This is a genomic window from Bradyrhizobium cedriense (assembly GCF_054602315.1).
In genome coordinates this window covers 690,867-712,447 of record NZ_JBTSWB010000004.1, presented here as the reverse complement: position 1 = coordinate 712,447, position 21,581 = coordinate 690,867, and the positions used below count along the sequence as shown (strand labels likewise).

22 protein-coding genes, 1 other RNA gene and 1 pseudogene are annotated in these 21,581 nt (G+C 65.2%); 16 read left to right on the top strand and 8 right to left on the bottom strand.

The window, feature by feature from the left end:
* The 9 genes from yidC (at nucleotide 1) to dapE (ending at nucleotide 9,033) form a co-directional block, all read left to right on the top strand.
* The gene (gene yidC / locus ACYCVF_RS19975) at nucleotides 1-1,851 is read left to right on the top strand and encodes a membrane protein insertase YidC (RefSeq protein WP_459599186.1); all 1,851 of its coding nucleotides are present in this window, start codon (nucleotides 1-3) and stop codon (nucleotides 1,849-1,851) included.
* Between the two features lie 153 nt (nucleotides 1,852-2,004).
* Complete coding sequence (gene yihA, locus ACYCVF_RS19970; protein ID WP_459599184.1) at nucleotides 2,005-2,658, top strand: ribosome biogenesis GTP-binding protein YihA/YsxC; 654 nt, start codon at nucleotides 2,005-2,007, stop codon at nucleotides 2,656-2,658.
* Nucleotides 2,658-3,023: a DUF423 domain-containing protein gene (locus tag ACYCVF_RS19965; protein ID WP_459599692.1), complete on the top strand. Its 366-nt coding sequence runs from the start codon at nucleotides 2,658-2,660 to the stop codon at nucleotides 3,021-3,023. The genes yihA and ACYCVF_RS19965 overlap by 1 nt, the downstream gene beginning before the upstream one ends.
* Before the next feature lie 154 nt (nucleotides 3,024-3,177).
* Nucleotides 3,178-4,065: an acetylglutamate kinase gene (argB, locus tag ACYCVF_RS19960; RefSeq protein WP_100236847.1), complete on the top strand. Its 888-nt coding sequence runs from the start codon at nucleotides 3,178-3,180 to the stop codon at nucleotides 4,063-4,065.
* A 218-nt stretch (nucleotides 4,066-4,283) separates the two neighbouring features.
* On the top strand, nucleotides 4,284-5,270 hold the full coding sequence (locus tag ACYCVF_RS19955) for a DUF1036 domain-containing protein (protein WP_459599181.1): 987 nt from the start codon (nucleotides 4,284-4,286) through the stop codon (nucleotides 5,268-5,270).
* A 14-nt stretch (nucleotides 5,271-5,284) separates the two neighbouring features.
* On the top strand, nucleotides 5,285-5,977 hold the full coding sequence (locus ACYCVF_RS19950) for a pyrimidine 5'-nucleotidase (RefSeq protein WP_459599179.1): 693 nt from the start codon (nucleotides 5,285-5,287) through the stop codon (nucleotides 5,975-5,977).
* Nucleotides 5,978-6,151: 174 nt separating this feature from the next.
* On the top strand, nucleotides 6,152-6,997 hold the full coding sequence (gene dapD, locus ACYCVF_RS19945) for a 2,3,4,5-tetrahydropyridine-2,6-dicarboxylate N-succinyltransferase (protein ID WP_459599177.1): 846 nt from the start codon (nucleotides 6,152-6,154) through the stop codon (nucleotides 6,995-6,997).
* Nucleotides 6,998-7,219: 222 nt separating this feature from the next.
* The gene (locus ACYCVF_RS19940) at nucleotides 7,220-7,870 is read left to right on the top strand and encodes a DUF805 domain-containing protein (protein ID WP_459599175.1); all 651 of its coding nucleotides are present in this window, start codon (nucleotides 7,220-7,222) and stop codon (nucleotides 7,868-7,870) included.
* Nucleotides 7,867-9,033: a succinyl-diaminopimelate desuccinylase gene (gene dapE, locus ACYCVF_RS19935; RefSeq protein WP_459599173.1), complete on the top strand. Its 1,167-nt coding sequence runs from the start codon at nucleotides 7,867-7,869 to the stop codon at nucleotides 9,031-9,033. The genes ACYCVF_RS19940 and dapE overlap by 4 nt, the downstream gene beginning before the upstream one ends.
* Before the next feature lie 159 nt (nucleotides 9,034-9,192).
* Here the strand turns inward: dapE and truA are convergent, their stop codons facing one another.
* From truA to def, 3 genes are all read right to left on the bottom strand, one after another.
* A complete protein-coding gene (truA, locus tag ACYCVF_RS19930; protein ID WP_459599171.1) occupies nucleotides 9,193-9,930 on the bottom strand; it encodes a tRNA pseudouridine(38-40) synthase TruA in 738 nt (245 codons plus the stop codon).
* Nucleotides 9,930-10,853, bottom strand: a complete 924-nt coding sequence (gene fmt / locus ACYCVF_RS19925) for a methionyl-tRNA formyltransferase (RefSeq protein ID WP_459599169.1) — start codon at nucleotides 10,851-10,853, stop codon at nucleotides 9,930-9,932. The genes truA and fmt overlap by 1 nt, the downstream gene beginning before the upstream one ends.
* 138 nt (nucleotides 10,854-10,991) lie before the next feature.
* Nucleotides 10,992-11,519, bottom strand: coding sequence for a peptide deformylase (gene def / locus ACYCVF_RS19920; protein ID WP_459599167.1), 528 nt, complete (start codon nucleotides 11,517-11,519; stop codon nucleotides 10,992-10,994).
* Nucleotides 11,520-11,690: 171 nt separating this feature from the next.
* Here def and ACYCVF_RS19915 point away from each other — a divergent pair, with 171 nt between their 5' ends.
* The 3 genes and pseudogenes from ACYCVF_RS19915 (at nucleotide 11,691) to ACYCVF_RS19905 (ending at nucleotide 14,824) form a co-directional block, all read left to right on the top strand.
* Nucleotides 11,691-12,893 (top strand): DNA recombination protein RmuC, encoded by a 1,203-nt coding sequence (locus tag ACYCVF_RS19915; protein WP_459599165.1) that lies wholly within the window; start codon nucleotides 11,691-11,693, stop codon nucleotides 12,891-12,893.
* An 88-nt stretch (nucleotides 12,894-12,981) separates the two neighbouring features.
* Nucleotides 12,982-13,283: pseudogene (locus ACYCVF_RS19910) on the top strand (GIY-YIG nuclease family protein).
* A 179-nt stretch (nucleotides 13,284-13,462) separates the two neighbouring features.
* Nucleotides 13,463-14,824: an AmpG family muropeptide MFS transporter gene (locus ACYCVF_RS19905; RefSeq protein WP_459599163.1), complete on the top strand. Its 1,362-nt coding sequence runs from the start codon at nucleotides 13,463-13,465 to the stop codon at nucleotides 14,822-14,824.
* 129 nt (nucleotides 14,825-14,953) lie between these two features.
* Here ACYCVF_RS19905 and ACYCVF_RS19900 read toward each other — a convergent pair whose 3' ends face one another.
* The 5 genes from ACYCVF_RS19900 to ffs all read right to left on the bottom strand — a co-directional run bounded on the left by ACYCVF_RS19900 (nucleotide 14,954) and on the right by ffs (nucleotide 18,467).
* Nucleotides 14,954-15,391 carry a hypothetical protein gene (locus ACYCVF_RS19900; protein ID WP_459599161.1) on the bottom strand — a complete coding sequence of 146 codons (438 nt, stop codon included), beginning with the start codon at nucleotides 15,389-15,391 and terminating at the stop codon, nucleotides 14,954-14,956.
* Nucleotides 15,392-15,418: 27 nt separating this feature from the next.
* Entirely contained in the window at nucleotides 15,419-16,021 is a 603-nt protein-coding gene (gene recR / locus ACYCVF_RS19895) for a recombination mediator RecR (RefSeq protein ID WP_459599159.1), read from the bottom strand.
* A 1-nt stretch (nucleotide 16,022) separates the two neighbouring features.
* Entirely contained in the window at nucleotides 16,023-16,343 is a 321-nt protein-coding gene (locus ACYCVF_RS19890) for a YbaB/EbfC family nucleoid-associated protein (protein ID WP_028176358.1), read from the bottom strand.
* Between the two features lie 112 nt (nucleotides 16,344-16,455).
* Nucleotides 16,456-18,276 (bottom strand): DNA polymerase III subunit gamma/tau, encoded by a 1,821-nt coding sequence (locus tag ACYCVF_RS19885; protein WP_459599156.1) that lies wholly within the window; start codon nucleotides 18,274-18,276, stop codon nucleotides 16,456-16,458.
* A 94-nt stretch (nucleotides 18,277-18,370) separates the two neighbouring features.
* An RNA gene (ffs, locus tag ACYCVF_RS19880) (signal recognition particle sRNA small type) lies at nucleotides 18,371-18,467 on the bottom strand.
* A gap of 200 nt (nucleotides 18,468-18,667) precedes the next feature.
* Between ffs and ACYCVF_RS19875 the strand changes: the two genes are divergently transcribed.
* The 4 genes from ACYCVF_RS19875 (at nucleotide 18,668) to ACYCVF_RS19860 (ending at nucleotide 21,578) form a co-directional block, all read left to right on the top strand.
* Nucleotides 18,668-19,087: an HIT domain-containing protein gene (locus ACYCVF_RS19875; protein ID WP_459599154.1), complete on the top strand. Its 420-nt coding sequence runs from the start codon at nucleotides 18,668-18,670 to the stop codon at nucleotides 19,085-19,087.
* An 11-nt stretch (nucleotides 19,088-19,098) separates the two neighbouring features.
* On the top strand, nucleotides 19,099-20,043 hold the full coding sequence (gene nudC, locus ACYCVF_RS19870) for an NAD(+) diphosphatase (protein ID WP_459599152.1): 945 nt from the start codon (nucleotides 19,099-19,101) through the stop codon (nucleotides 20,041-20,043).
* A gap of 13 nt (nucleotides 20,044-20,056) precedes the next feature.
* On the top strand, nucleotides 20,057-21,004 hold the full coding sequence (locus ACYCVF_RS19865) for a sugar kinase (protein WP_459599150.1): 948 nt from the start codon (nucleotides 20,057-20,059) through the stop codon (nucleotides 21,002-21,004).
* 67 nt (nucleotides 21,005-21,071) lie between these two features.
* Entirely contained in the window at nucleotides 21,072-21,578 is a 507-nt protein-coding gene (locus ACYCVF_RS19860) for an Lrp/AsnC family transcriptional regulator (RefSeq protein WP_459599148.1), read from the top strand.
* The last annotated feature ends 3 nt before the right edge of the window (nucleotides 21,579-21,581 follow it).

The following is a 21,581-nucleotide window of genomic DNA, read 5'->3' as shown; positions in this document are numbered from 1 at the left end:
ATGACCGACAATCGCAATACCATCCTCGCCGTCATTCTGTCCGGCCTGGTGCTGATCGCCTGGCAGTACTTCTACAATGTGCCGCAGATGGAGAAGCAGCGCGCCCAGCAACAGGCGCAGACGGAGCTGCAGAAATCCACGCCGCAGCCGACGGCGTCGGCCACGCCGGGCACCACACCGCAACCGGGTAGCGCGACTCAGCCGTCAGCTCCGGCCGCGAACCAGGCCCAGCCGGCCGTCACCCGCGACGCCGCGATCGCGTCCAGCCCGCGCGTGAAGATCGAGACGCCGCGGATTGCCGGCAGCATCTCCCTGAAGGGCGGCCGCATCGACGACATCGCTCTGGTGCAGTTCCGCGAAACGGTCGATCCGAAGTCGCCGCCGATCATCCTTTACTCGCCGTCCGGCACGGCGGAGCCCTACTACGCCGAATTCGGCTGGGTGGCGGCCACGGGCGTAACGTCGAAAATGCCTGATGCCCAGACCGTCTGGCAGCAGGACGGCAGCGGCAGCCTGACCCCGTCGACACCGGTCACGCTGAAATGGGACAACGGCGAGGGCCTCACCTTCCGCCGCACCATTGCTGTCGACGACCACTATCTCTTCACCATCAAGGACGAGGTGAGCAATGTCGGCAACGCGCCTGTCACGCTCTATCCGTTCGCGCTGATCTCGCGCCATGGCGCGCCGTACGTCTCCGGCTACTACATCCTGCATGAAGGCCTGATCGGCTATCTCGGCGACCAGGGCCTGCAGGAATATGCCTACAAGAAGGTCGACGAAGCCAAGCAGGTGAACTTCGGCAATGTCACCAATGGCTGGCTCGGCATTACCGACAAGTACTGGGCTTCGGCGCTGCTGCCCGACACCAATGCCAAGCTGCAGGCGCGCTTCTCTTCGAATCCGAGTGGCAACGTCCACACCTACCAGACCGACTACCTGCTCGATCCCGTCACCGTCGCGATCGGCGGCACCGCCACGGCGAACGCGCGGCTGTTCGCCGGCGCCAAGGAAGCCGGCGTCGTCGGCGTGTTCCCGTTCGCCGGGCTCGGCGGCTACAACAAGGAGCTCGGCCTCAATCATTTCGATCTGTTGATCGACTGGGGCTGGTTCTACTTCCTCACCAAGCCGATGTTCCTCGGCCTCGACTTCTTCTTCCGCTTCTTCGGTAATTTCGGCATCTCGATCCTGCTCGTCACCGTGATCGTGAAGCTGTTGTTCTTCCCGCTGGCGAACAAGTCCTACGCCTCGATGGCGAAGATGAAGTCGATCCAGCCGCAGCTTCTGGCGCTGAAGGAGCGCTATCCCGACGACAAGGTGAAGCAGCAGCAGGAGATGATGGAGATCTACCGCAAGGAGAAGATCAATCCGGTCGCCGGCTGTCTTCCCGTGCTGATCCAGATCCCGGTGTTCTTCTCGCTCTACAAGGTGCTGTTCGTCACCATCGAGATGCGCCACGCGAAGTTCTACGGCTGGATCAAGGACCTCTCCGCACCGGATCCGACCAACCTGTTCAACCTGTTCGGTCTGCTCCCGTTCGATCCGACCACGATCCCGGTGTTCGGCCACTATCTCGCGCTCGGCATCTGGCCGATCATCATGGGCATCACGATGTGGTTCCAGATGAAGCTGAACCCGACGCCGCCGGATCCGACCCAGCAGATGATCTTCAACTGGATGCCGCTGATCTTCACCTTCATGCTGGCGGGCTTCCCGGCGGGCCTCGTGATCTACTGGGCCTGGAACAATTTGCTGTCGGTGGTCCAGCAGAGCTACATCATGCGCCGCAACGGCGTGAAGGTGGAGCTGTTCGACAATCTCAAGGCGACGTTCGCGAGGAAGGCGACGTAGCCTCACGCCAGCGTGCCCCGTCATGCGGGCGCAACTGCCTCCACATCGTCATGCCCGGGCTTGTCCCGGGCATCCACGTTTTGGAGGGTGCCCCGCGGATGGACGTGGATGGCCGGGACGGGGCCCGGCCATGACGCGAGGATAGACCTTCAGATGACTGATAAGTCAGACGACAAGCTGATCGAAGCCGGGCGAAAACTGTTTGCCCGCGACTGGCAATTCATCTGGGCCTCGCCCTCGATTGCCACGCTGCCGCCGATGGCGGGGCTGGAGGTCGCCTTCGCCGGCCGCTCCAATGTCGGCAAGTCCAGCCTCATCAACGCACTGACGGGACGCAACGCGCTGGCGCGCACCTCGCATACGCCGGGCCGCACCCAGGAGCTGATCTTCTTCGAGGTGCCCGGCAAAAGCGACCTGCGGCTCGTCGACATGCCCGGCTATGGCTATGCCAAGGCGCCGAAGAGCCAGGTCGCGTCCTGGACCGAGCTGATCCACAAATTCCTGCTGGGACGCGCCTCACTGGCGCGCGTCTACGTGCTGATCGACGCGCGGCACGGCCTCAAGGACGTCGATCTCGAAGTCCTCAAGACGCTCGACCGCTCCGCCGTCAGCTACCAGGTCGTGCTGACCAAGGCCGACCAGGTGAAGGCCGCCGAGTTGCAAGCGCGCATCACCGAGACCGAAGCCGCGCTCGCCAAGCATCCGGCCGCGTTCCCGACCGTGCTCGCGACCTCGTCACGCAGCTCCACCGGCATGGAGAGCTTGCGCGCCGCGATGGCGAAGCTTCTGGAAGAGCGGGCCACGTGATGCTGGCGAACCGCCTGCTGATTGGGCTTGCCGGACTCATGGGCGCTGCTGGCGTCGCGCTGGCCGCCGCCTCCGCGCATGGGGCCGATGCAAGCCGGCTGGCATCGGCAAGCGCCATGCTGCTGTTTCACGCAACCGCCATACTCGCCGCCGTCGCGCTGCTCGCACGCGGCCTTCTGCACGGCGGAATTGGCCTCGTTGCGGCGTTCGGCTTCGTGACCGGCGCCGCGCTGTTCGCGGGCGACCTCACCTTGCGGCAATATGCGGGTCAGGCGCTGTTTCCCTATGCGGCGCCGACGGGTGGAATGGCGATGATTGCGAGCTGGCTGGCGGTGACGCTGGCGGCGGCCGTGGCGAGGACATAGCTCTCGCCTCCGGACGCGGCGCAGCGCCTTCTCAGCGGCGCGCCGCGGTGTGATGCACCCGTCGGGACACGGAATCGAGTACCAGCCACACTTTGCGCCCCGCCCGCCAATCGGATAGAACGCGGCCCAACCGACCCGCCAGCGAGACCGCGACATGACCGACATTTCCCCGCTCGACCAGGCCCGCATCCTGTCCGAAGCGCTGCCGCACATGCAGCAGTATGACGAGGAAACCATCGTCATCAAATATGGCGGCCATGCCATGGGCGACGAGGAGACCGCGAAGAACTTTGCCCGCGACATCGTGCTGCTCGAGCAGACCGCGATCAATCCGGTGGTGGTGCATGGCGGCGGCCCGCAGATCGCGACCATGCTCAAGCGCCTCGGCATCGTCTCGGAATTCGCAGCCGGCCTGCGCATCACCGATGCCGCGACGATCGAGATCGTCGAGATGGTGCTGGCCGGCTCCGTCAACAAGCAGATCGTCGGCTACATCAACGAAGCCGGCGGCAAGGCCGTGGGACTGTCGGGCAAGGACGGCAACATGGTGAAAGCGTCGAAGACGACGCGCACCATCGTCGATCCGGGCTCGAACATCGAGAAGGCGATCGATCTCGGCTTCGTCGGCGACCCTGAAAAGGTCGACCTCACGCTGCTCAACCAGCTGATCGGCTACGAGCTGATCCCGGTGCTGGCGCCGCTCGCGACCTCGCAAGACGGCCAGACGCTGAACATCAACGCCGACACCTTCGCCGGCGCAGTGGCCGGCGCGCTGAAGGCCAAGCGCCTGCTGCTGCTGACCGACGTGCCCGGCGTGCTCGACAAGTCCAAGAAGCTCATTCCGGAACTCTCGATCAAGGACGCGCGAAAGCTGATCGCCGACGGCACCATTTCCGGCGGCATGATCCCGAAGGTCGAGACCTGCATCTACGCGCTGGAGCAGGGCGTGCAGGGCGTCGTCATCATCGACGGCAAGATGCAGCACGCGGTGCTGCTCGAGCTCTTCACCAACCAGGGCACGGGCACGCTGATCCACAAGTGAGAGACGAGCGGCGCAGAAAAGAGGGCGTCATGCCCGGGCAAAAGCGCGAACCGCGTCTTCACTCAGACGTCCCGGGCATCCACGGCTCCCGCATTGCTCAGTCATTCCGGAGCGCCCGAAGGGCGAATCCGGAATCTCAAGATTCCGGGTTCGATGCTTCGCATCGCCCCGGAATGACGGGGGTGAGACACCGCCGCTCGCCTCTCACGCGCTTCCTGATGACGCTGCCTGCAGCGGCCGTCTCGTTCGTCTTCTCCTCCGCCCCCGCCTTCGCCGACCTCAAGATCTGCAACCGCATGTCTTATGTGGTCGAGGCCGCGATCGGCATCGACGACAAATCGGCGACCGCGACGCGCGGCTGGTTCAGGATCGAGCCCGCCACCTGCCGCGTGGTCGTGCAGGGCACGCTGGCCGCCGACCGCATCCTGCTCAACGCCCGCGCGCTCGGCGTCTACGGCGCCTCCCCGATCCCGCAGAGCGGCCGCGACATGCTCTGCGTCGCGCAGGACAATTTCGTCATCGCCGCGGCGCGGCAATGCCGGAGCGGTCAGACGCAGGTCCCGTTCACGCAGGTGACGCCGACGCTAGGTGCGGACGGAAACCTCGTGGCCTATCTCGCCGAAGACTCCGAATATGACGACGAGCAGGCGCGCCTCGCCGGCATCCAGCGGCTGCTGGTGATCGCAGGCTACGACGCAGCTCCGATCGATGGCGTAGACGGGCCGAAGACGCAAGCGGCGCTGGCCGCCTTCCTGAAGAGCCGCGGGTTGTCATCCGACGTCGTGGCCTCGCCGAACTTGTTCAAGGCCATGGTCGATGCGGTGCAGACGCCCTCCGCGAGCGGGCTGACCTGGTGTAACGACACGCCGCACAAGGTGATGGCGGCGATCGCGACCGACGACGGCAAGTCCGTGACGAGCCGCGGCTGGTATCGCATCGATCCCAAGACCTGCCTGCACCCCGACGTGACCGGCCAGCCCAAGCAGATCTTCAGCTTCGCGGAAGCGGTCGACGTCGACAACCGCGTCGTCAGGCTGAAGGATCGGCCGCTGAACTGGGGCGGGGACAGGCAGCTCTGCACACGCGAGACCAAGTTCGAGACCAACGAGCAGGCCGATTGCGGCGCGCGCGGATTCGCGCCGACGGGCTTTGTCGCCGTGGACATGTCGAGCGGCGGCAAGACGCTGCGCTTTGCGGTGCCGTGATCGAGAGGATTTTGATGAATTCGCCCCGCATCTTCGCGCATGTCGACACCTGGGTGTTCGACCTCGACAACACGCTCTATCCGCATCACGTCAATCTGTGGCAGCAGGTCGATGCGCGGATCGGGGAGTTCGTCTGCAACTGGCTGAACGTCGGCCCGGAGCAAGCGCGGGCGATCCAGAAGGACTATTACCGCCGCTTCGGGACCACGATGCGCGGCATGATGACCCTGCATGGCGTCTCAGCCGACGACTATCTCGCCTACGTCCACAAGATCGACCACTCGCCGCTGGAGCCGAATCCGGCGCTCGGCGCGGCCATCGCAAAGCTGCCGGGGCGCAAGCTGATCCTCACCAACGGCTCGGTCGACCATGTCGATGCCGTGCTGGCGCGGCTCGGCTTCGCCAGCCATTTCGACGGCGTGTTCGACATCATCGCCGCCGAATTCGAACCGAAGCCGGCGCCGCAGACCTACCAGAAATTCCTCAGCCAGCATGCGGTCGATCCGGCCCGCGCCGCCATGTTCGAGGACCTCGCCCGCAACCTCACCGTCCCGCATCAGCTCGGCATGACCACGGTGCTGGTGGTGCCCGACGGCACCAAGGAGGTGGTGCGGGAAGACTGGGAACTGGAGGGCCGCGGTGCCGCCCATGTCGACCACGTCACGGACGACCTGACGGGGTTCTTGGCGAAGCTGTCTCCGAGCTAGGCGCTGTCAGCCCGGGCAGGCGCTCTGGACAACGCCGCGCGCTGCCAAGAGCTGCGCTCGTCCTGGACGACCGCGGCGTATGGACCACGGCCGAGTATGCCTTGACTCTCCCGGCTCAAATCCCGAAAAAGCGCCCAATCCATCAAAATTCCCGCTTCCCCAGAGGAAATCCCGATGTCGCTTGCAGCCCTCGAATCCACCATCAACAGCGCCTTCGACGCGCGCGACGGCATCTCAACCACGACCAAGGGCCAGGTGCGCGAGGCCGTGGACCAGTCGCTGGAGATCCTGGACAAGGGCGAGGCGCGCGTCGCCGAGCGCGGGGCCGACGGCAAGTGGATGGTCAACCAGTGGCTGAAGAAGGCCGTGCTGCTGTCTTTCCGCCTCAACGACATGGGCATCATTCCCGGCGGATCGGGCAAGGCGACCTGGTGGGACAAGGTGCCCTCGAAGTTCGAGGGCTGGGGCGAGAACCGGTTTCGCGATGCCGGCTTTCGCGCGGTGCCCGGTTCGATCGTGCGCCGCTCGGCCTTCATCGCCAAGAACGTCGTGCTGATGCCATCCTTCGTCAATCTCGGCGCCTATGTCGATGAGAGCACCATGGTTGACACCTGGGCGACCGTCGGCTCCTGCGCGCAGATCGGCAAGCGCGTGCACATCTCCGGCGGAGTCGGCATCGGCGGCGTGCTCGAACCGCTGCAGGCCGAGCCCGTCATCATCGAGGACGATTGCTTCATCGGCGCGCGCAGCGAAGTCGCCGAAGGCGTGATCGTGCGCAAGGGCGCGGTGCTGGCGATGGGCGTATTCCTGGGTGCCTCGACCAAGATCGTCGACCGCGAGACCGGCGAGATCTTCATGGGCGAAGTGCCCGAGTATTCGGTGGTGGTGCCCGGCGCCCTGCCCGGCAGGCCCATGAAGAACGGCGAGCCCGGCCCGAGCCTTGCCTGCGCCGTCATCGTCAAGCGCGTCGACGAGCGCACCCGCGCGAAGACCAGCATCAACGAGTTGCTGCGGGATTGATCTGCGCAGCAAGCGCCATTCCCTCACTGTCACCCTGAGGTAGCTGCCTCTTTGGCGGCCCTCGAAGGGCGACGGCACGGCTACCGCTATATCTCGGCCGTTCATCCTTCGAAGCTCGCTGCGCTCACGCCTCAGGATGACGCTCTAAGCAGTGCATTCGAACCCACCGCTCCTCCATAGCGACCAATTCCCGGGCGGCCCCTCCCGCCCGGAGCCATTCGCATGGACTGGACTTGGTATCTCTTCCGCTTCGACCGCCGCATCAACCGTGCACTGCTGTGGCAGGCGCTGCTCATCGTCGCGCTTCTGGCGGCCTTGCTCGGGCTGATCGATCAGGCGATCCACGTCGCGAGCGGCCAGAGGGCGTTCACCTCCACCCTCAGGCTCGATTTCGACTTCGGTCTCGACGAGCTCTTCAAGCTGGTCGATCCCCGGGCCTATCGCGTGCCGGCATCCTTTGACCGCACGGATCTGATCCTGAAGTCGTCCGGCTTGGCGGTGTTCGCATGGATTTTCCTGGCAACGGCAATCAAGCGGCTGCACGATCGCGGCAGGAGCGGCTGGTGGATCATCCCGTTCGTCTTCATCCCCGGCCTGTTCAGCCAGTTCTCGGACCTTTTGCCTGACGCCAACTGGACGCTTGCGTTCAGCCTCACCGCTTCGACCCTGTGGCTGTGGGGCCTCGTCGACATGTTCATTCTGCCGGGCACCTCGGGCCACAACCGGTTCGGCCCCGATCCGCTCGCCGAGGTCGAGGACGGCTCCGCATCCGCCTCGTCCCCTGCAAAAAGCTGGGATCAGCGGAGCGAGCTCGAATTCGTGCCGCCCAGCGCTAGCCCGCCCGGCGGGATGCATGTTAAGCGGGGCGCATGACCGATGCTCTGTCCATTGCCCGCGATCTGATCCGCTGCCCCTCGGTGACCCCGGCCGACGCCGGCGCGCTCGGGGTGCTCGAAAAAGCTCTCACCGCGGCCGGCTTCACCTGCCACCGCGTGACGTTCTCCGACCCCGGCACCGCCGACGTCGACAATCTCTACGCGCGGCTCGGCGCTGAAGGGCCGCACATCACCTTCGCCGGCCACACCGACGTGGTGCCGCCCGGCGACGAGAGTGCCTGGAGCGTCGGCGCATTCTCCGGCGAGGTGAAGGACGGCATCCTGCACGGCCGCGGCGCGGTCGACATGAAGGGCGGCATCGCCTGCTCGGTCGCCGCGGTGCTGGAGCATCTCGCCGCCAATGGTGGCAAGCCGCGCAGCGACGGCAAGGGCTCGATCTCCTTCCTGATCACGGGCGATGAGGAAGACGTCTCCATCAACGGCACCATCAAGCTCTTGAAATGGGCTGCGGAGCGCGGCGAGAAATTCGATCATTGCGTGCTCGGCGAGCCATCGAATGTCGAAGTGCTCGGCGACACCATCAAGGTCGGCCGGCGCGGCTCGCAATCCGGCACGCTCCATGTCGACGGCGTGCAGGGCCATGTCGCCTATCCGCACCGCGCGTCCAATCCTGTGCCGGACATATCCAGGCTGATCGTGGCGATCTCGGACGAGCCGCTCGACCACGGCAGCGCGCAATTCCAGGCCTCCAATCTCGAATTCGTCTCGGTCGATGTCGGCAACAACGCCTACAACGTGATTCCCGGCCAGGCCCGCGCCAAATTCAACATCCGCTACAACGACAACCACACCCAGGCTTCCTTGCGCGAGCTGGTCGAGGCACGCCTGGCCAAGGCCTGCGGCAACCGCATCAAGGCCCGCATCGTCTGGGAGCCATCCAACTCCAACGTGTTCGTGACCAAGCCGGGTCCGTTCACCGATCTTGCGGTGTCCGCGATCGAGGAAGTGACGGGCCGCAAGCCGGAGCTGTCGACCTCGGGCGGCACGTCGGATGCGCGCTTCATCTCCAGCTATTGCCCGGTGATCGAGTTCGGGCTCGTCGGCCAGACCATGCATCAGGTCGACGAGCGCGTGCCGGTGACGGATTTGGAGAAGCTGACGAAAGTGTATCGCGGGATTTTGACGCGGTATTTTGCTTGAGGCGCTGTTGCCTCCACAAAGAGAGCTGTCATCGCCCGACCTGATCGGGCGATCCAGTATTCCAGAGACAGTCGTGATTGAGCCGCGAGGCCGCAGCGTACTGGATGCCCCGCCTACGCGGGGCATGACACTGAGGGTGTGGCAGCAGCGCGCCTCACCTCAATAATCCACCTTCATCAAGTACAGCCCCTCCGGCGGGGCGACGATGCCGCACGCCGCGCGGTTGCGGGCTGCTAACGCGGCGGAGAGATCGTCGGCCGTCCAGCGCCCCTCGCCGACCCAGACCAGCGAGCCCACCATCGAGCGCACCTGGCTGTGCAGGAAGGAGCGCGCCGAGGTGAGAATCGTGATCTCGCGGCCGTCGCGCAGCACGTCAAGCTGGTCGAGCGTCTTCTCCGGCGACTTGGCCTGACACTCGGTGTCGCGGAAGGTGGTGAAATCGTGCTTGCCGAGCAGGCGCTGCGCCGCTGCGTGCATCGCGTCGGCATCGAGCCGGCGCGGTACGCGCCAGGCGTGGCCGGCGTCGAGCGCGAGATTGGCGCGGGTGTTGACGATGCGATAGCGGTAGTGGCGCCTGACCGCCGAGAAGCGCGCCTCGAAAGTATCAGGCGCGATCTCGGCCTCGAGCACCGCAATCGGATGCGGACGCAGATGCGCGTTGAGCCCGTCGCGAAAACGGCCGGGCGGAAACTGCTTGTCGACGTCGACATGCGCGACCTGGCCGCGCGCGTGCACGCCGGCATCGGTGCGGCCAGCGCCGTGCACCCGGGTATCCGCCCCGGTCATCGCCTTCACCGCCGCCTGCAGCGCGCCCTGCACCGACGGCAGCGTCTCCTGCATCTGCCAGCCGAAGAACGGCGCGCCGTCATATTCGATGGTGAGCTTGTAGCGGGGCATCAACCGAACCGCATCGGCGGCTTGACGGGCACGCCGCGCAGGAACTCCGATGTCTGCATCCGGGCCTTGCCTTCGCGCTGCAGCTCGATGATGCGGATCGCGCCCTCGCCGCAGGCGATGGTGAGGTTGTCATCGAGCACCTCGCCCGGCGCGCCGGATCCCTTCGCCAGCTCGCAGCGCAGGATTTTGACGCGCGCAGCATCGAGCTCACTCCAGGCGCCGGGGAACGGCGACAGGCCGTGGATGTGGCGCAGCACGGCACGCGCGGGCCTGGTCCAGTCGATCCGCGCCTCAGCCTTGTCGATCTTGGCGGCATAGGTGACGCCGTCCTCGCCCTGCTTCTTGAGCTGGAGCCCGCCGCGTTCGAGCGCGGCCATCGCGCGCACCATCAGGTCGGCGCCCAGCCGGGACAGGCGATCGTGCAGATCGGCGGCGGTCATATTGTCGGATATCGCGAGCCGCTCGGCCATGGCGACGTCGCCGGTGTCCAAGCCGACGTCCATCTTCATCACCATCACGCCGCTTTCGGCATCGTCTGCCATGATCGCGCGGTTGATGGGCGCGGCGCCGCGCCAGCGCGGCAGCAGCGAAGCGTGCAGATTGTAGCAGCCGAGCTTTGGCGCATCGAGAATCGCCTGCGGCAGGATCATGCCGTAGGCGACGACGACGGCGGCATCGGCCTCAAATCCGCGAAACTCTTGCAGCGCTTCCGGCGTCTTCAGCGTCTTCGGCGTCAGCACGGGAACGCCGAGTTTTCGCGCGGCCTCCTCGACCGGGGTCGGCTGCAGTTGCAAGCCGCGCCGCCCGCCCGGCTTCGGCGCACGGGTGTACACCGCCGCGATGTCGTGGCCGTGCGCAACCAGCTCGAGCAGCGTCGGCACGGAGAAATCGGGCGTGCCCATGAAGATCAGGCGAAGGGGCATGTGGCGAGACAATCCTCGAAACGAGCAATGTACTCGTCATGGCCGGGCCTGTCCCGGCCATCCACGTTCTTCCTGCTCGCGACGGCAAAGAACGTGGATGCCCGGCACAAGGCCGGGCATGACGGCGAACGACGCGGCCTACTCAACCGCGCGCTTGGCCGCCTTCTCGAACTTCTTGATCACGCGGTCGCGCTTGAGCTTCGACAGATAGTCGACGAACAGCACGCCGTTGAGATGATCGATCTCGTGCTGGATGCAGGTGGCATAGAGGCCTTCGGCGTCCTCCTCGTGCACCTTGCCGTCGAGATCGGTGAAGCGCACGCGCACTCTCGCGGGCCGCTCGACCTCTTCGTAATATTCGGGGATCGACAGGCAGCCTTCCTCGTAGACCGACAGTTCCTCGGACGAGGCGACGATCTCGGGATTGATGAAGACGCGCGGGAGCGGCTTGGTCTCGCCGTTCTCGTCCCGCTTGGCGAGGTCCATGGTGATCAGCCGCAGGGGTTGCGCGACCTGGATCGCCGCGAGGCCGATGCCGGGCGCGTCGTACATGGTCTCGAACATGTCGTCGGCAAGCTTGCGGATCTCCGGCGTGACCTTCTCGATCGGCTTGGAGACCAGGCGCAGCTGCTTGTCCGGCAGGATGATGATTTCTCGTAGGGCCATGGCCGCGATTTAAGCCGCGCGCCGGATGCGGTCAATCCGGCCAGGAACCCCGTTAACCCTCCGCTAACCATAAAACTTCAGGGTTCGTTAACCATAAAAATCAACGGGACATTCAGCATAAATGTTCGCCATTCGTTCGCGCGCCCCGGCGAATCGGCTAGAAGGGTGGGCATGAACGACATCATCTTCGTGCTCGGCGACTGGCCGATACGCGTCATCGACGCGCTGATCGGCTTCGGCGCCCTCGTCCTCATCCTTCTGGTGGTGATTACCGTCGTGATCGCGCGCTCCGGGCGGCGCGGCGCGGAACTCGCCATGGCCAACGCCATCCGGGCCGACGAGCTCGAGGAACGTCTGAGCGAGGTGCTGCGGGCGCAGAGCGAGTCGTCAGGCCGGGTCGACGCCATGACCCAGGCGCTGGCCGGCCGCCAGGCCGAGATGGCGCGCGCGGTCAACGAGCGGCTGGATTCGGTGACGCACCGCGTCGGCCAGTCCATGGAACACTCGACCCGAAACACCATGGAGAGCCTGCGCGCGCTGCACGAGCGGCTCGGCATCATCGACAGCGCGCACAAGAACCTGACCGACCTCACCACGCAGGTAACCACCTTGCGCGACGTGCTCTCCAACAAGCAGTCGCGCGGCGCGTTCGGCCAAGCGCGGATGGAGGCGATCGTCCAGGACGGCCTGCCGAAGGGTGCCTACGAGTTCCAGTTCACGCTCTCGACCGGAAAGCGTCCGGACTGCGTCGTGTTCCTGCCCGATCAGCGGCCGCTTTGCATCGACGCGAAATTCCCGCTGGAAGCGATGACCGCGCTGCACGACGCCCGCAGCGACGAGGAGAAGCGGATCGCTACGCAGCGGCTGCGCGGCGACGTGATGAAGCATGTCAGCGACATCTCCGAAAAATACCTCATCACCGGCGAGACCCAGGAGATGGCGCTGATGTTCGTGCCGTCGGAATCGGTCTACGCCGAGATTCATGACGGTTTCGACGACGTGATCCAGAAGGCCTATCGCGCCCGCGTCGTGCTGGTGTCGCCCTCGCTCCTGATGCTTGCGATCCAGGTGATGCAGCAGATCATGAAGGACGCGCGCATGCGTGATGCCGCCGACCAGATCCAAACCGAGGTGATCAAGCTCGGGGACGATCTCGGCCGCCTGCGCGAGCGCGTGGTCAAACTGCAGAAACATTTTTCCGATGCGAACGAGGACGTCCGCCAGATCCTGATCTCCGCCGACAAGATCGAGAAGCGCGCGGGACGAATCGAGGAGCTTGATTTCAGCAAGACCGATGCGCCGGCCGAGGGGCCGCGGCTGGTGGCGACGGGCGCGGGCGAGCTGTTTCCGCGGAAGCTCCAGGCGGGGGAGTGATTCTGCGCTGACATGCGGTAACCTGCCGCCTCTATACCGGTGTCGTCGCCCGGCTTGACCGGGCGACCCAGTATCCCAGAGACAGCAGATGGGCGCGCGGTCGTACTACGTGTACATTCTCGCCAGCAAGATCGGCGGAACGCTTTACATTGGCGTGACGAACGACCTCATCGCCGGATCGCACAACACAAGCTGAAGCTCGTCGAGGGCTTCACGGAGAAGTACGACGTCGCCCGGCTTGTCTATTTCGAGCAGTTCGATGATCCCGAAAACGCGATCAAGCGGGAAAAGCGCCTGAAGAAATGGAACAGGGCCTGGAAGGTTCGGCTGATTGAGCAGCACAACCCGAATTGGGATGATCTCTATCACGAAATTGCCGGCCCGCCATGACGCTGTCATGCCCCGCGAAGGCGGGGCATCTAGTACGCCGCGGCGGATGTGATTGAACCGGAACGCCGGTGAGTACTGGATCGTCCGCCTGCGCGGACGATGACACTGAGGATGTAAGGCTCTCTCACCTCGCGGCCATCGCGCAAGTCATTCCCCCCAGAATCTGCTAACACCACACCATGACCGCACCTGACGCGACTTCCCCTGCCGCGACTTCCGCCCCTGCGACCTCCTGGCGCGACGGCCTTGCCGTCTACCTGCAACCGCGGGTGCTGATCGTGCTCTTCCTCGGCTTCTCCTCGGGACTTCCGCTGGCGCTGTCGGGGTCGACGCTGCTGGTGTGGATGGCCGAGGCGGGGGTCGATCTCGGAACCATAGGGCTCTTTGCACTGGTTGGAACGCCGTACACTTTGAAATTCCTGTGGGCGCCGCTGGTCGATGCGCTGCATGTGCCGCTCTTCACGCGCGCTTTCGGCCGTCGCCGTGGCTGGCTGGTGTTTTCGCAGCTGCTGCTGATCGGCGCGATCCTGCTGCTGGCGCTGACCGATCCGGCGCGCTCGCCCCTGTTCGTCGCGCTTGGTGCGCTCCTGGTCGCGACTATGTCCTCGACGCAGGACATCGTCGTCGATGCATTCCGCGTCGAGAGCCTGCCCGAAAGCGAGCAGGCCGCCGGAATGGCCGCCTATGTCGCGGCCTATCGCATCGGCATGCTGATATCGACGGCGGGCGCCTTGTTCATCGTCACAGGCTTCGAGGCGATCGTCCCTCGTGGCGCCGCCTGGATGTGGGGCTATGTGGTGATGGCGGCTCTGGTGCTGATCGGCACGGCGACGGCGCTGGCGGCCACCGAGCCCGCGCAATCCAAGCGCGCCGAGGCTGCCACGCAGGATGAGGACGCGCTCGTGCGGGTGTTCCATGCCGCGATGGGCGCGTTCTCGGAATTCCTGAGCCGCAAGGAAGCGTGGACGGCACTTGCCTTCGTCGTGCTATTCAAATTCACCGACGCGTTTTCCGGTAACATGACCGTGCCGTTCGTGATCGACATCGGCTTCACGCGGAACGACTACGCGGTGATCGTGAAGGGCGTCGGCATCGCAGCGACCTTGGCCGGCGGCTTTGCCGGCGGCTTTGTGGCACGGCGCTATTCGCTCGCAACGAGCCTGTGGATCGGCGGCATCGTCCAGGCCATGTCAAACCTGTCGTTCTCGTGGCTGGCGCTGGTCGGCGTCAATGAATGGGCGCTGACCCTCGCTATCACCTCCGACAATTTCTGCAATGCCATCGGCACCGTGATCTTTGTCGCCTATCTCTCGGCGCTGTGCCAGAACCCGCTGCACACCGCGACCCAGTATGCGCTGCTGACGGCGCTCGCCGCCGTGGGCCGCACCTACCTGTCATCGGGTGCGGGCTATCTGGCGAAAGCGACGGGCTGGCCGATGTTCTTCGCGATCTCCGTCCTCGTCGCCATCCCGAGCCTGATGCTGCTGGCGCATCTGCAGAGGCGCGGACACTTTGAGGCGCTGGGGCCGGCGCGGGTGTAGAACTCACCTTCCTCTTTCGTCATTGCGAGGAGCTCTCGCGACGAAGCAATCCAGACTGCCTCCGAGGAGATTTTCTGGATTGCTTCGCTTCGCTCGCAATGACGGCGGAGAGGGTAGCGCGAACCGCCCCTACTGCTTCCTGATGATGCTCCACTTCGTGATCACGGCCTCGCTCATCTGACCGGCATCGCTGGCGCAGGCGATCTCGTCGACCTTGACCGATATCTCCTTGCCAACGAACGATTTCAGCTGCGCGGCCTGCGCATCGCTGGAGGTGACGAGCTGGAACGTCTCGGGGCCGGTCTCGAGATTGCACAGCCCGTTCGGCGGCGGCAGGCGGCGCGGCTCGGAGGTGATCTGGTAGGTCGCGATGCGCTTTCCCGCGTTCTTGACGTCGCGGACCTTCATCGCGTTCAATTCGCCGGACAGCACGTCGCCGGTATTGATCGGCTTGCCGGGCTTGGACGGCGGCGGCGCCTCGTCGCCCTGCTGCGCGGAGATGGCCGGGCTCACCAGCATCGTCATCATCGCGACCAAAGCCCATCGTGTGGCGAAAAGTTTCGTCATGTCGTCCGTTCCGTAAAGTCTGGATGGCTAGAACAGGGTGCGCTGCCGCATCGCAGCCGATAGCGTACCTTCATCGAGATAATCAAGCTCGCCGCCGACAGGAACTCCATGGGCGAGTCGCGTCACCTTCACATTGGCGTCCTGAAGCAGGTCGGTGATGTAATGCGCCGTCGTCTGGCCGTCGACCGTCGCATTCAGCGCCAGGATGATTTCGTGCACCTGCGTATCATGCGCGCGCGCCACCAATGCGTCGATGGTGAGGTCCTGCGGGCCGACGCCGTCGAGCGGCGACAATGTCGCGCCCAGCACATGATAGCGCCCTTGAGTCGCATTGGCCCGCTCCAGCGCCCAGAGGTCGGCGACGTCGGCAACGACGACGATGATGGAGGGATCGCGCTTTGGATCGGTGCAGACCGTGCAGGGATTCTGCGTGTCGATGTTGCCGCAGGTCTTGCAGACCTGGACCTTATCGAGCGCGACCTGGAGCGCCGACGACAGCGGCATCATCAGCGCTTCGCGTTTCTTGATCAGATGCAGCGCAGCGCGCCGCGCCGAGCGCGGGCCGAGGCCCGGCAGCCGTGCGAGCAGCTGGACCAGCCGCTCGATTTCAGGACCTGCAACCGCGCCCATACTACTGGCCGAACAACCCCGGCGGCAGGCCGAGCCCGCCGGTGAGGGCCTGCATCTTCTCCTGCATGGCGGTCTCGGCCTTGCGGCGGGCATCACTGAGCGCGGTGACGAGCAGGTCTTCCAGCACCTCACGCTCTTCCGCCTTCATCAGCGAGGGATCGATCTTGATGCCCTTCACGTCCATCTTCGCGGTCATGCGCACGGCGACGAGGCCGCCGCCGGAGATGCCTTCGACCTCGACGTTGGCGAGCTGCTCCTGCATCTCCTGCATCTTGGATTGCAGTTGCGCCGCCTGCTTCATCATGCCGAGAAAATCAGCCATGGGTCGCGTGTCCTTGAAAGAGGCTAAGGCGCTATGAACATCATCGCGCCCTAGCATATTGTTTGCGCATGATCTTATCGGAAAACCGCTTCGCACTTTTCCGGATCATGCGCTAGAGATCGTCGCCGTCGGAACCGTCGGGCGGATCGTCACTGCCATAGTCTGCATTAATATTGGTTTCCGGCGTCTCGGGGGCAAGCCTGCGGACCTCGACGACCTTGGCGCCGGGGAAACGCGACAGCACCTCCTGCACGCGCGGATCGGCTTCCGCGGTACGGGCATGCTCCTGCTTGGCCGCCTGATTCAGCGAGCGCAGCGTCGGCTGGCCCTGCTCGTTGGAGACGATCACGGTCCAGCGGCGGCCGGTCCACAGCTCGAACTTCTTCGCGAGCTCGGAGATCATGGTCTTGGAGGCGTTGGGCTCGAGCGCGACTTCCAGTCGGCCCTCCTCGAACCGGACGAGGCGCATGTCGCCTTCGAGCGCGCTCTTGGTCATGATGTCGCGCTTCTGCCCGGCGAGCGCGACGAGCTGGGTGAAGCTGGTGATGCGCAGCTGCGGTGCGGCGGCTTGCGGGTCCGGCACTGGGGCGGCCATCTGCGGCCGGGCAGCCCCACCACCAAACGAAGAGGGCGAGGCGGTCGGCATGCGAACAGGCGCCGCGGACGCGACCGGCGCCGAAGGCGCGCTGCGCGCGGCACTGCCGCCGTTCACGACCGGGGAGCCGCCGCCGTTCTGCTCCAGCATCCTGATCGCTTCGTCCGGCGTGGGCAGGTCGGCGACATAGGCGATGCGCACCAGCACCATCTCGGCGGCTGCGGCAGGTCGCGTCGCAGCCTGCACCTCGGCGATGCCCTTGAGCAGCATCTGCCACATCCGCGACAGCACGCGCATGGAAACCCTGGACGCAAAGTCGCGCGCTCGCACCCGCTCCGTCTCGCCATAGGCGACGTTGTCGGCGGTCGCCGGCACGATCTTCACGCGAGTGACGAAATTGACGAATTCGGCAAGGTCCGAGAGCACGACGATGGGATCGGCGCCGACGTCGTACTGGTCGCGGAACTCCTTGAATGCCGCGGCGATGTCGCCGCGCACCAGCGAATCGAAGAGCTCGATGACGCGGGTGCGGTCGGCGAGCCCAAGCATCTGCCGGACGGCATCGGCCTTGACGGTGCCGGCCGCATGCGCGATCGCCTGGTCGAGCAGCGACAGCGAATCGCGTACCGAGCCTTCGGCGGCCCGCGCGATGATGCCGAGCGCCTCCGGCTCGATCTCGACGTTTTCCCTGGCCGCGATGTTGGCAAGGTGCTTCATCAGCACGTCGGCTTCGACGCGGCGCAGGTCGAAGCGCTGGCAGCGCGACAGCACCGTGACCGGAACCTTGCGGATCTCGGTCGTCGCGAACACGAACTTGGCGTGCTCCGGCGGCTCCTCCAGCGTCTTCAGGAAGGCGTTGAACGCCGCCGTCGACAGCATGTGAACTTCGTCGATGATGTAGACCTTGTAGCGGGCGCTGGCCGGCGCATAGCGCACGCTGTCATTGATCTGGCGGACGTCGTCGACGCCGGTGTGGGATGCCGCGTCCATCTCCAGCACGTCCATGTGCCGGCTTTCCATGATCGCCTGGCAGTGCACCCCGAGCGTCGGCATGTGGATGGTCGGGCCCTTCACCGAGCCATCAGGCATCTCGTAGTTGAGCGCGCGGGCGAGGATGCGCGCGGTGGTGGTCTTGCCGACACCGCGGACGCCGGTGAGAATCCAGGCCTGTGGAATGCGCCCGGTCTCGAACGCGTTGGAGACGGTGCGGACCACGGCCTCCTGGCCGATCAGGTCGTCAAAAGAGGAAGGGCGGTATTTGCGCGCCAGCACCCGGTAAGGCGCGTTGCCGGCCTGGCCGGCGTTGTCAGGATTGGGAGGGACGCCAGCGTCGGTCATCGGTCGATCCGCAATGAAATCTCTCTCGGCCGGCTCTTGCGGAAAGGAGCACGCTGGCGGGGCGACCGCCGGCGCAATTCGCTCGAAAAAACAGGTAGGAGACTGACGAGCGACCCGATCCGGACCTCGTTAGGGCTGCTTCCTTCCGGACCTGACCCGGTTGGCGAGTGGCTCGTCCACCGCCAATCTCCCGGTCCCTATTTGGGGCCAAAGGAAGCGGAAAGCAAGCGGGCTGTATGGCTGTTCCCCCAAGGCCGGACAGACGGGCGGCCTGGCCGATCGCGGCCAGTCCGACCGGATTGGCATGCCCGCCCCGATGCAACCGCGTATCACGGTTATTGTCCGGGGCCGTGCTCTCTGCGACGGTAGGAATCATCACGAGAAGGTCTTCATGCTCGAACCCGCCTGGTCGCTGCACTCCCGCCTGAAAGAGGATACCATCGACATCGGCGACCTGCCGCTGTCGAAGGTGCTGGTCATCAAGGACGCGCACTATCCCTGGCTGCTGCTGGTACCGCGACGGCCCGACGCGGTCGAGATCATCGATCTCGACGAGGTGCAGCAGGCGCAGCTGATGACCGAGATCTCCCGCGTCTCGCGCGCGCTGAAGGAGATCACCCGATGCGACAAGCTCAACATCGCCGCGCTCGGCAACCTCGTGCCGCAGCTTCATGTTCACGTCATCGCACGCCGGACCAGTGACGCGGCCTGGCCACGCCCGGTCTGGGGCGTGATGCAGCCGCTGGCGCACGACGCCACTGAAGTGCAGAATTTCATCAGCGCGCTCCGCCGCAAGATCTGGTTGGGTTGAAAGAGCAAGAAATGTCAGCATTCGATGCGTTTCCGCTGGGGCAGCCGGCCTTCGTCACCAACATTCTCGACCGCGCCGCGCATCTGCGCCGCGACGACGAAAAGCTGTTCGCGATGGAGCAGAAGCCGTCATCGCGCGCCTATGTCGTCTATCGCGACTCGCTCCTGGTGAAGCGCGAGGGCGAGACGGTGCGCGCGCGGCTCTCGATCGACGAGGCGCTGAAGTGCGGCGCCAATCCCGGCACGATTTTCCTCGGGCTTCGCGAAGGCGCCGCCATGTTCGGCATGGGGCTGTCGCAGGCCGCCGCCGAGAAGCTGGTCGGCCGCGAGGACTACACGGTGACCGAGCTGCGCGGCATGGCGATGCAGGGCGTAATTCCCCCCGACGAGCTCTCGGCAATCGCCCTGGCGAAGTCGATGGTAAGCTGGCATCAGCGCCACGGCTATTGTGCCAATTGCGGCACGCGCAGTGCGATGAAGGAAGGCGGCTGGAAGCGCGACTGCCCGGCCTGCAAGGCCGAGCACTTTCCGCGCACCGACCCGGTCGTGATCATGCTGGTGGCCTCCGGCGACAAATGCCTGCTCGGCCGCCAGAAGCAGTTTCCGCCCGGCATGTATTCGTGCCTTGCCGGCTTCGTCGAGGCGGCCGAGACCATCGAGGACGCGGTGCGCCGCGAGATCCTCGAAGAGTCCGGTATTCGCTGCACCGACGTGCAGTATTACATGACTCAGCCCTGGCCCTATCCGTCGTCGCTCATGATCGGCTGCAGCGCTCGGGCGCTGAACGAGGACATCGTCGTCGATCGCATGGAGCTGGAAGACGCGCGCTGGTTCACGCGCGAAGAAGCAGCCCTCATGCTGACGCGGACGCATCCCGATGGGCTCGCCGGGCCGCATCCCTTCGCCATCGCTCATCATCTGCTCGGCCGCTGGGTGCACGACAAGAGCGGTGCCTGAGCGGAGGCCATCGATGGCCGGCGTCGCGCCGCGGGTCCTCTGCATCGGCATGCCGGTGCGGGACCTGATTTTTCGCGTCGACGCCCTGCCCGAACGCGGCAGTAAGGCGAACGCCTGCCATCTCGCAGAGATTTGCGGCGGCAACGCGCTCAATGCGGCGATCTCCATCGCGCGGCTCGGCGGCCGCGTCGCGTTCACCGGGCCGATGGGCGATGCCGGCGAGACGTCGAGCGGCTTCATCCTGGAGCGAATGACGCAGGAGGGCATCGACATCACGCACATCGTGCGCATGCCTGATATGACCACGCCGATCTCGGCGATCATGATCGAGCCATCCGGCGAGCGGACACTCACCATCTATCGCGATCCCGGCCTGTGGCGCGCGAAACTGCCCGACACCGACGAATTGCTCGCCGACTGCCGGGCGGTCCTCGTCGAAAGCCGGTGCGCGGCGTTCGCAACCACCCTCTGCGCCGAGGCACGGCAGCGCGGCATTCCCGTCATCGTCGGCGTCGATCGCGCGATGGCGTTGCAGGACGGCCTGCTCACCGCCGCCTCGCATCTGTTGTTCGCCAGCGCGCAGCTGCAGGAGACGGCCGGCATCGCCGGCGACCGCGAGGCGCTGAAGCTTCTGGCCGGGCTGACGCCGGCCTTCATCGCGGCCACGAGCGGCCCGCATGGCACGATCTGGCTGAACGAAAAGGGCGAGCTGGAGGAAACGCCGGCCTTCCCGGTCCAGGCGGTCGACACGCTTGGTGCCGGTGACGTCTTCCATGGCGCCTTCACACTCCGGCTTGCCGAGGGCGAAGGGGCGCGGGAAGCGCTGCGATTCGCCTCGGCCGCCGCTGCGCTGAAATGCAGCCGCCATGGCGGCGGTCTGGCCGCTCCGCAACGCATTGAAGTTGAAGACTTTTTGCGAGACCCGCCCGAGGGCAATTCAACCGCGGCGCGAAGACTATAGGCTTGCCGTGGAAGGATATTCTCTATATCAAGAGAATCGGCTCGTAAAATGAAACAAAGTTCTTCAAATGACTGATGTCGCCGTCCAGATTCCCGAGACCAGCCGCCGCCTCGATGCCATCGACCGCAAGATCCTGATGGTCCTCCAGGAGGATGCCTCCCTCTCTGTCGCCGAGATCGGCGACCGCGTCGGCCTGTCGTCGACCCCCTGCTGGAAGCGCATCCAGCGCCTGGAGGCCGATGGCGTGATCATCAAGCGCGTGGCGCTCGTCGATCAGAACAAGATCGGGCTCGGCATTTCCGTGTTCGTGTCGGTCGAGAGCGCCGACCATTCCGATGCCTGGCTGAAGCGGTTCGCCGAAGCCGTCAGCGCCATGCCCGAGGTGATGGAGTTCTATCGCATGGCCGGCGACGTCGACTACATGCTGCGCGTCGTGGTCGCGGACATGCAGGCCTATGACGTGTTCTACAAAAAGCTGATCAGCGCCGTGCCGCTGAAGAACGTCACCTCACGCTTCGCGATGGAGAAGATCAAGTCGGTCACCGCGTTGCCGATTCCCGCGATGGTGGCCTGACGC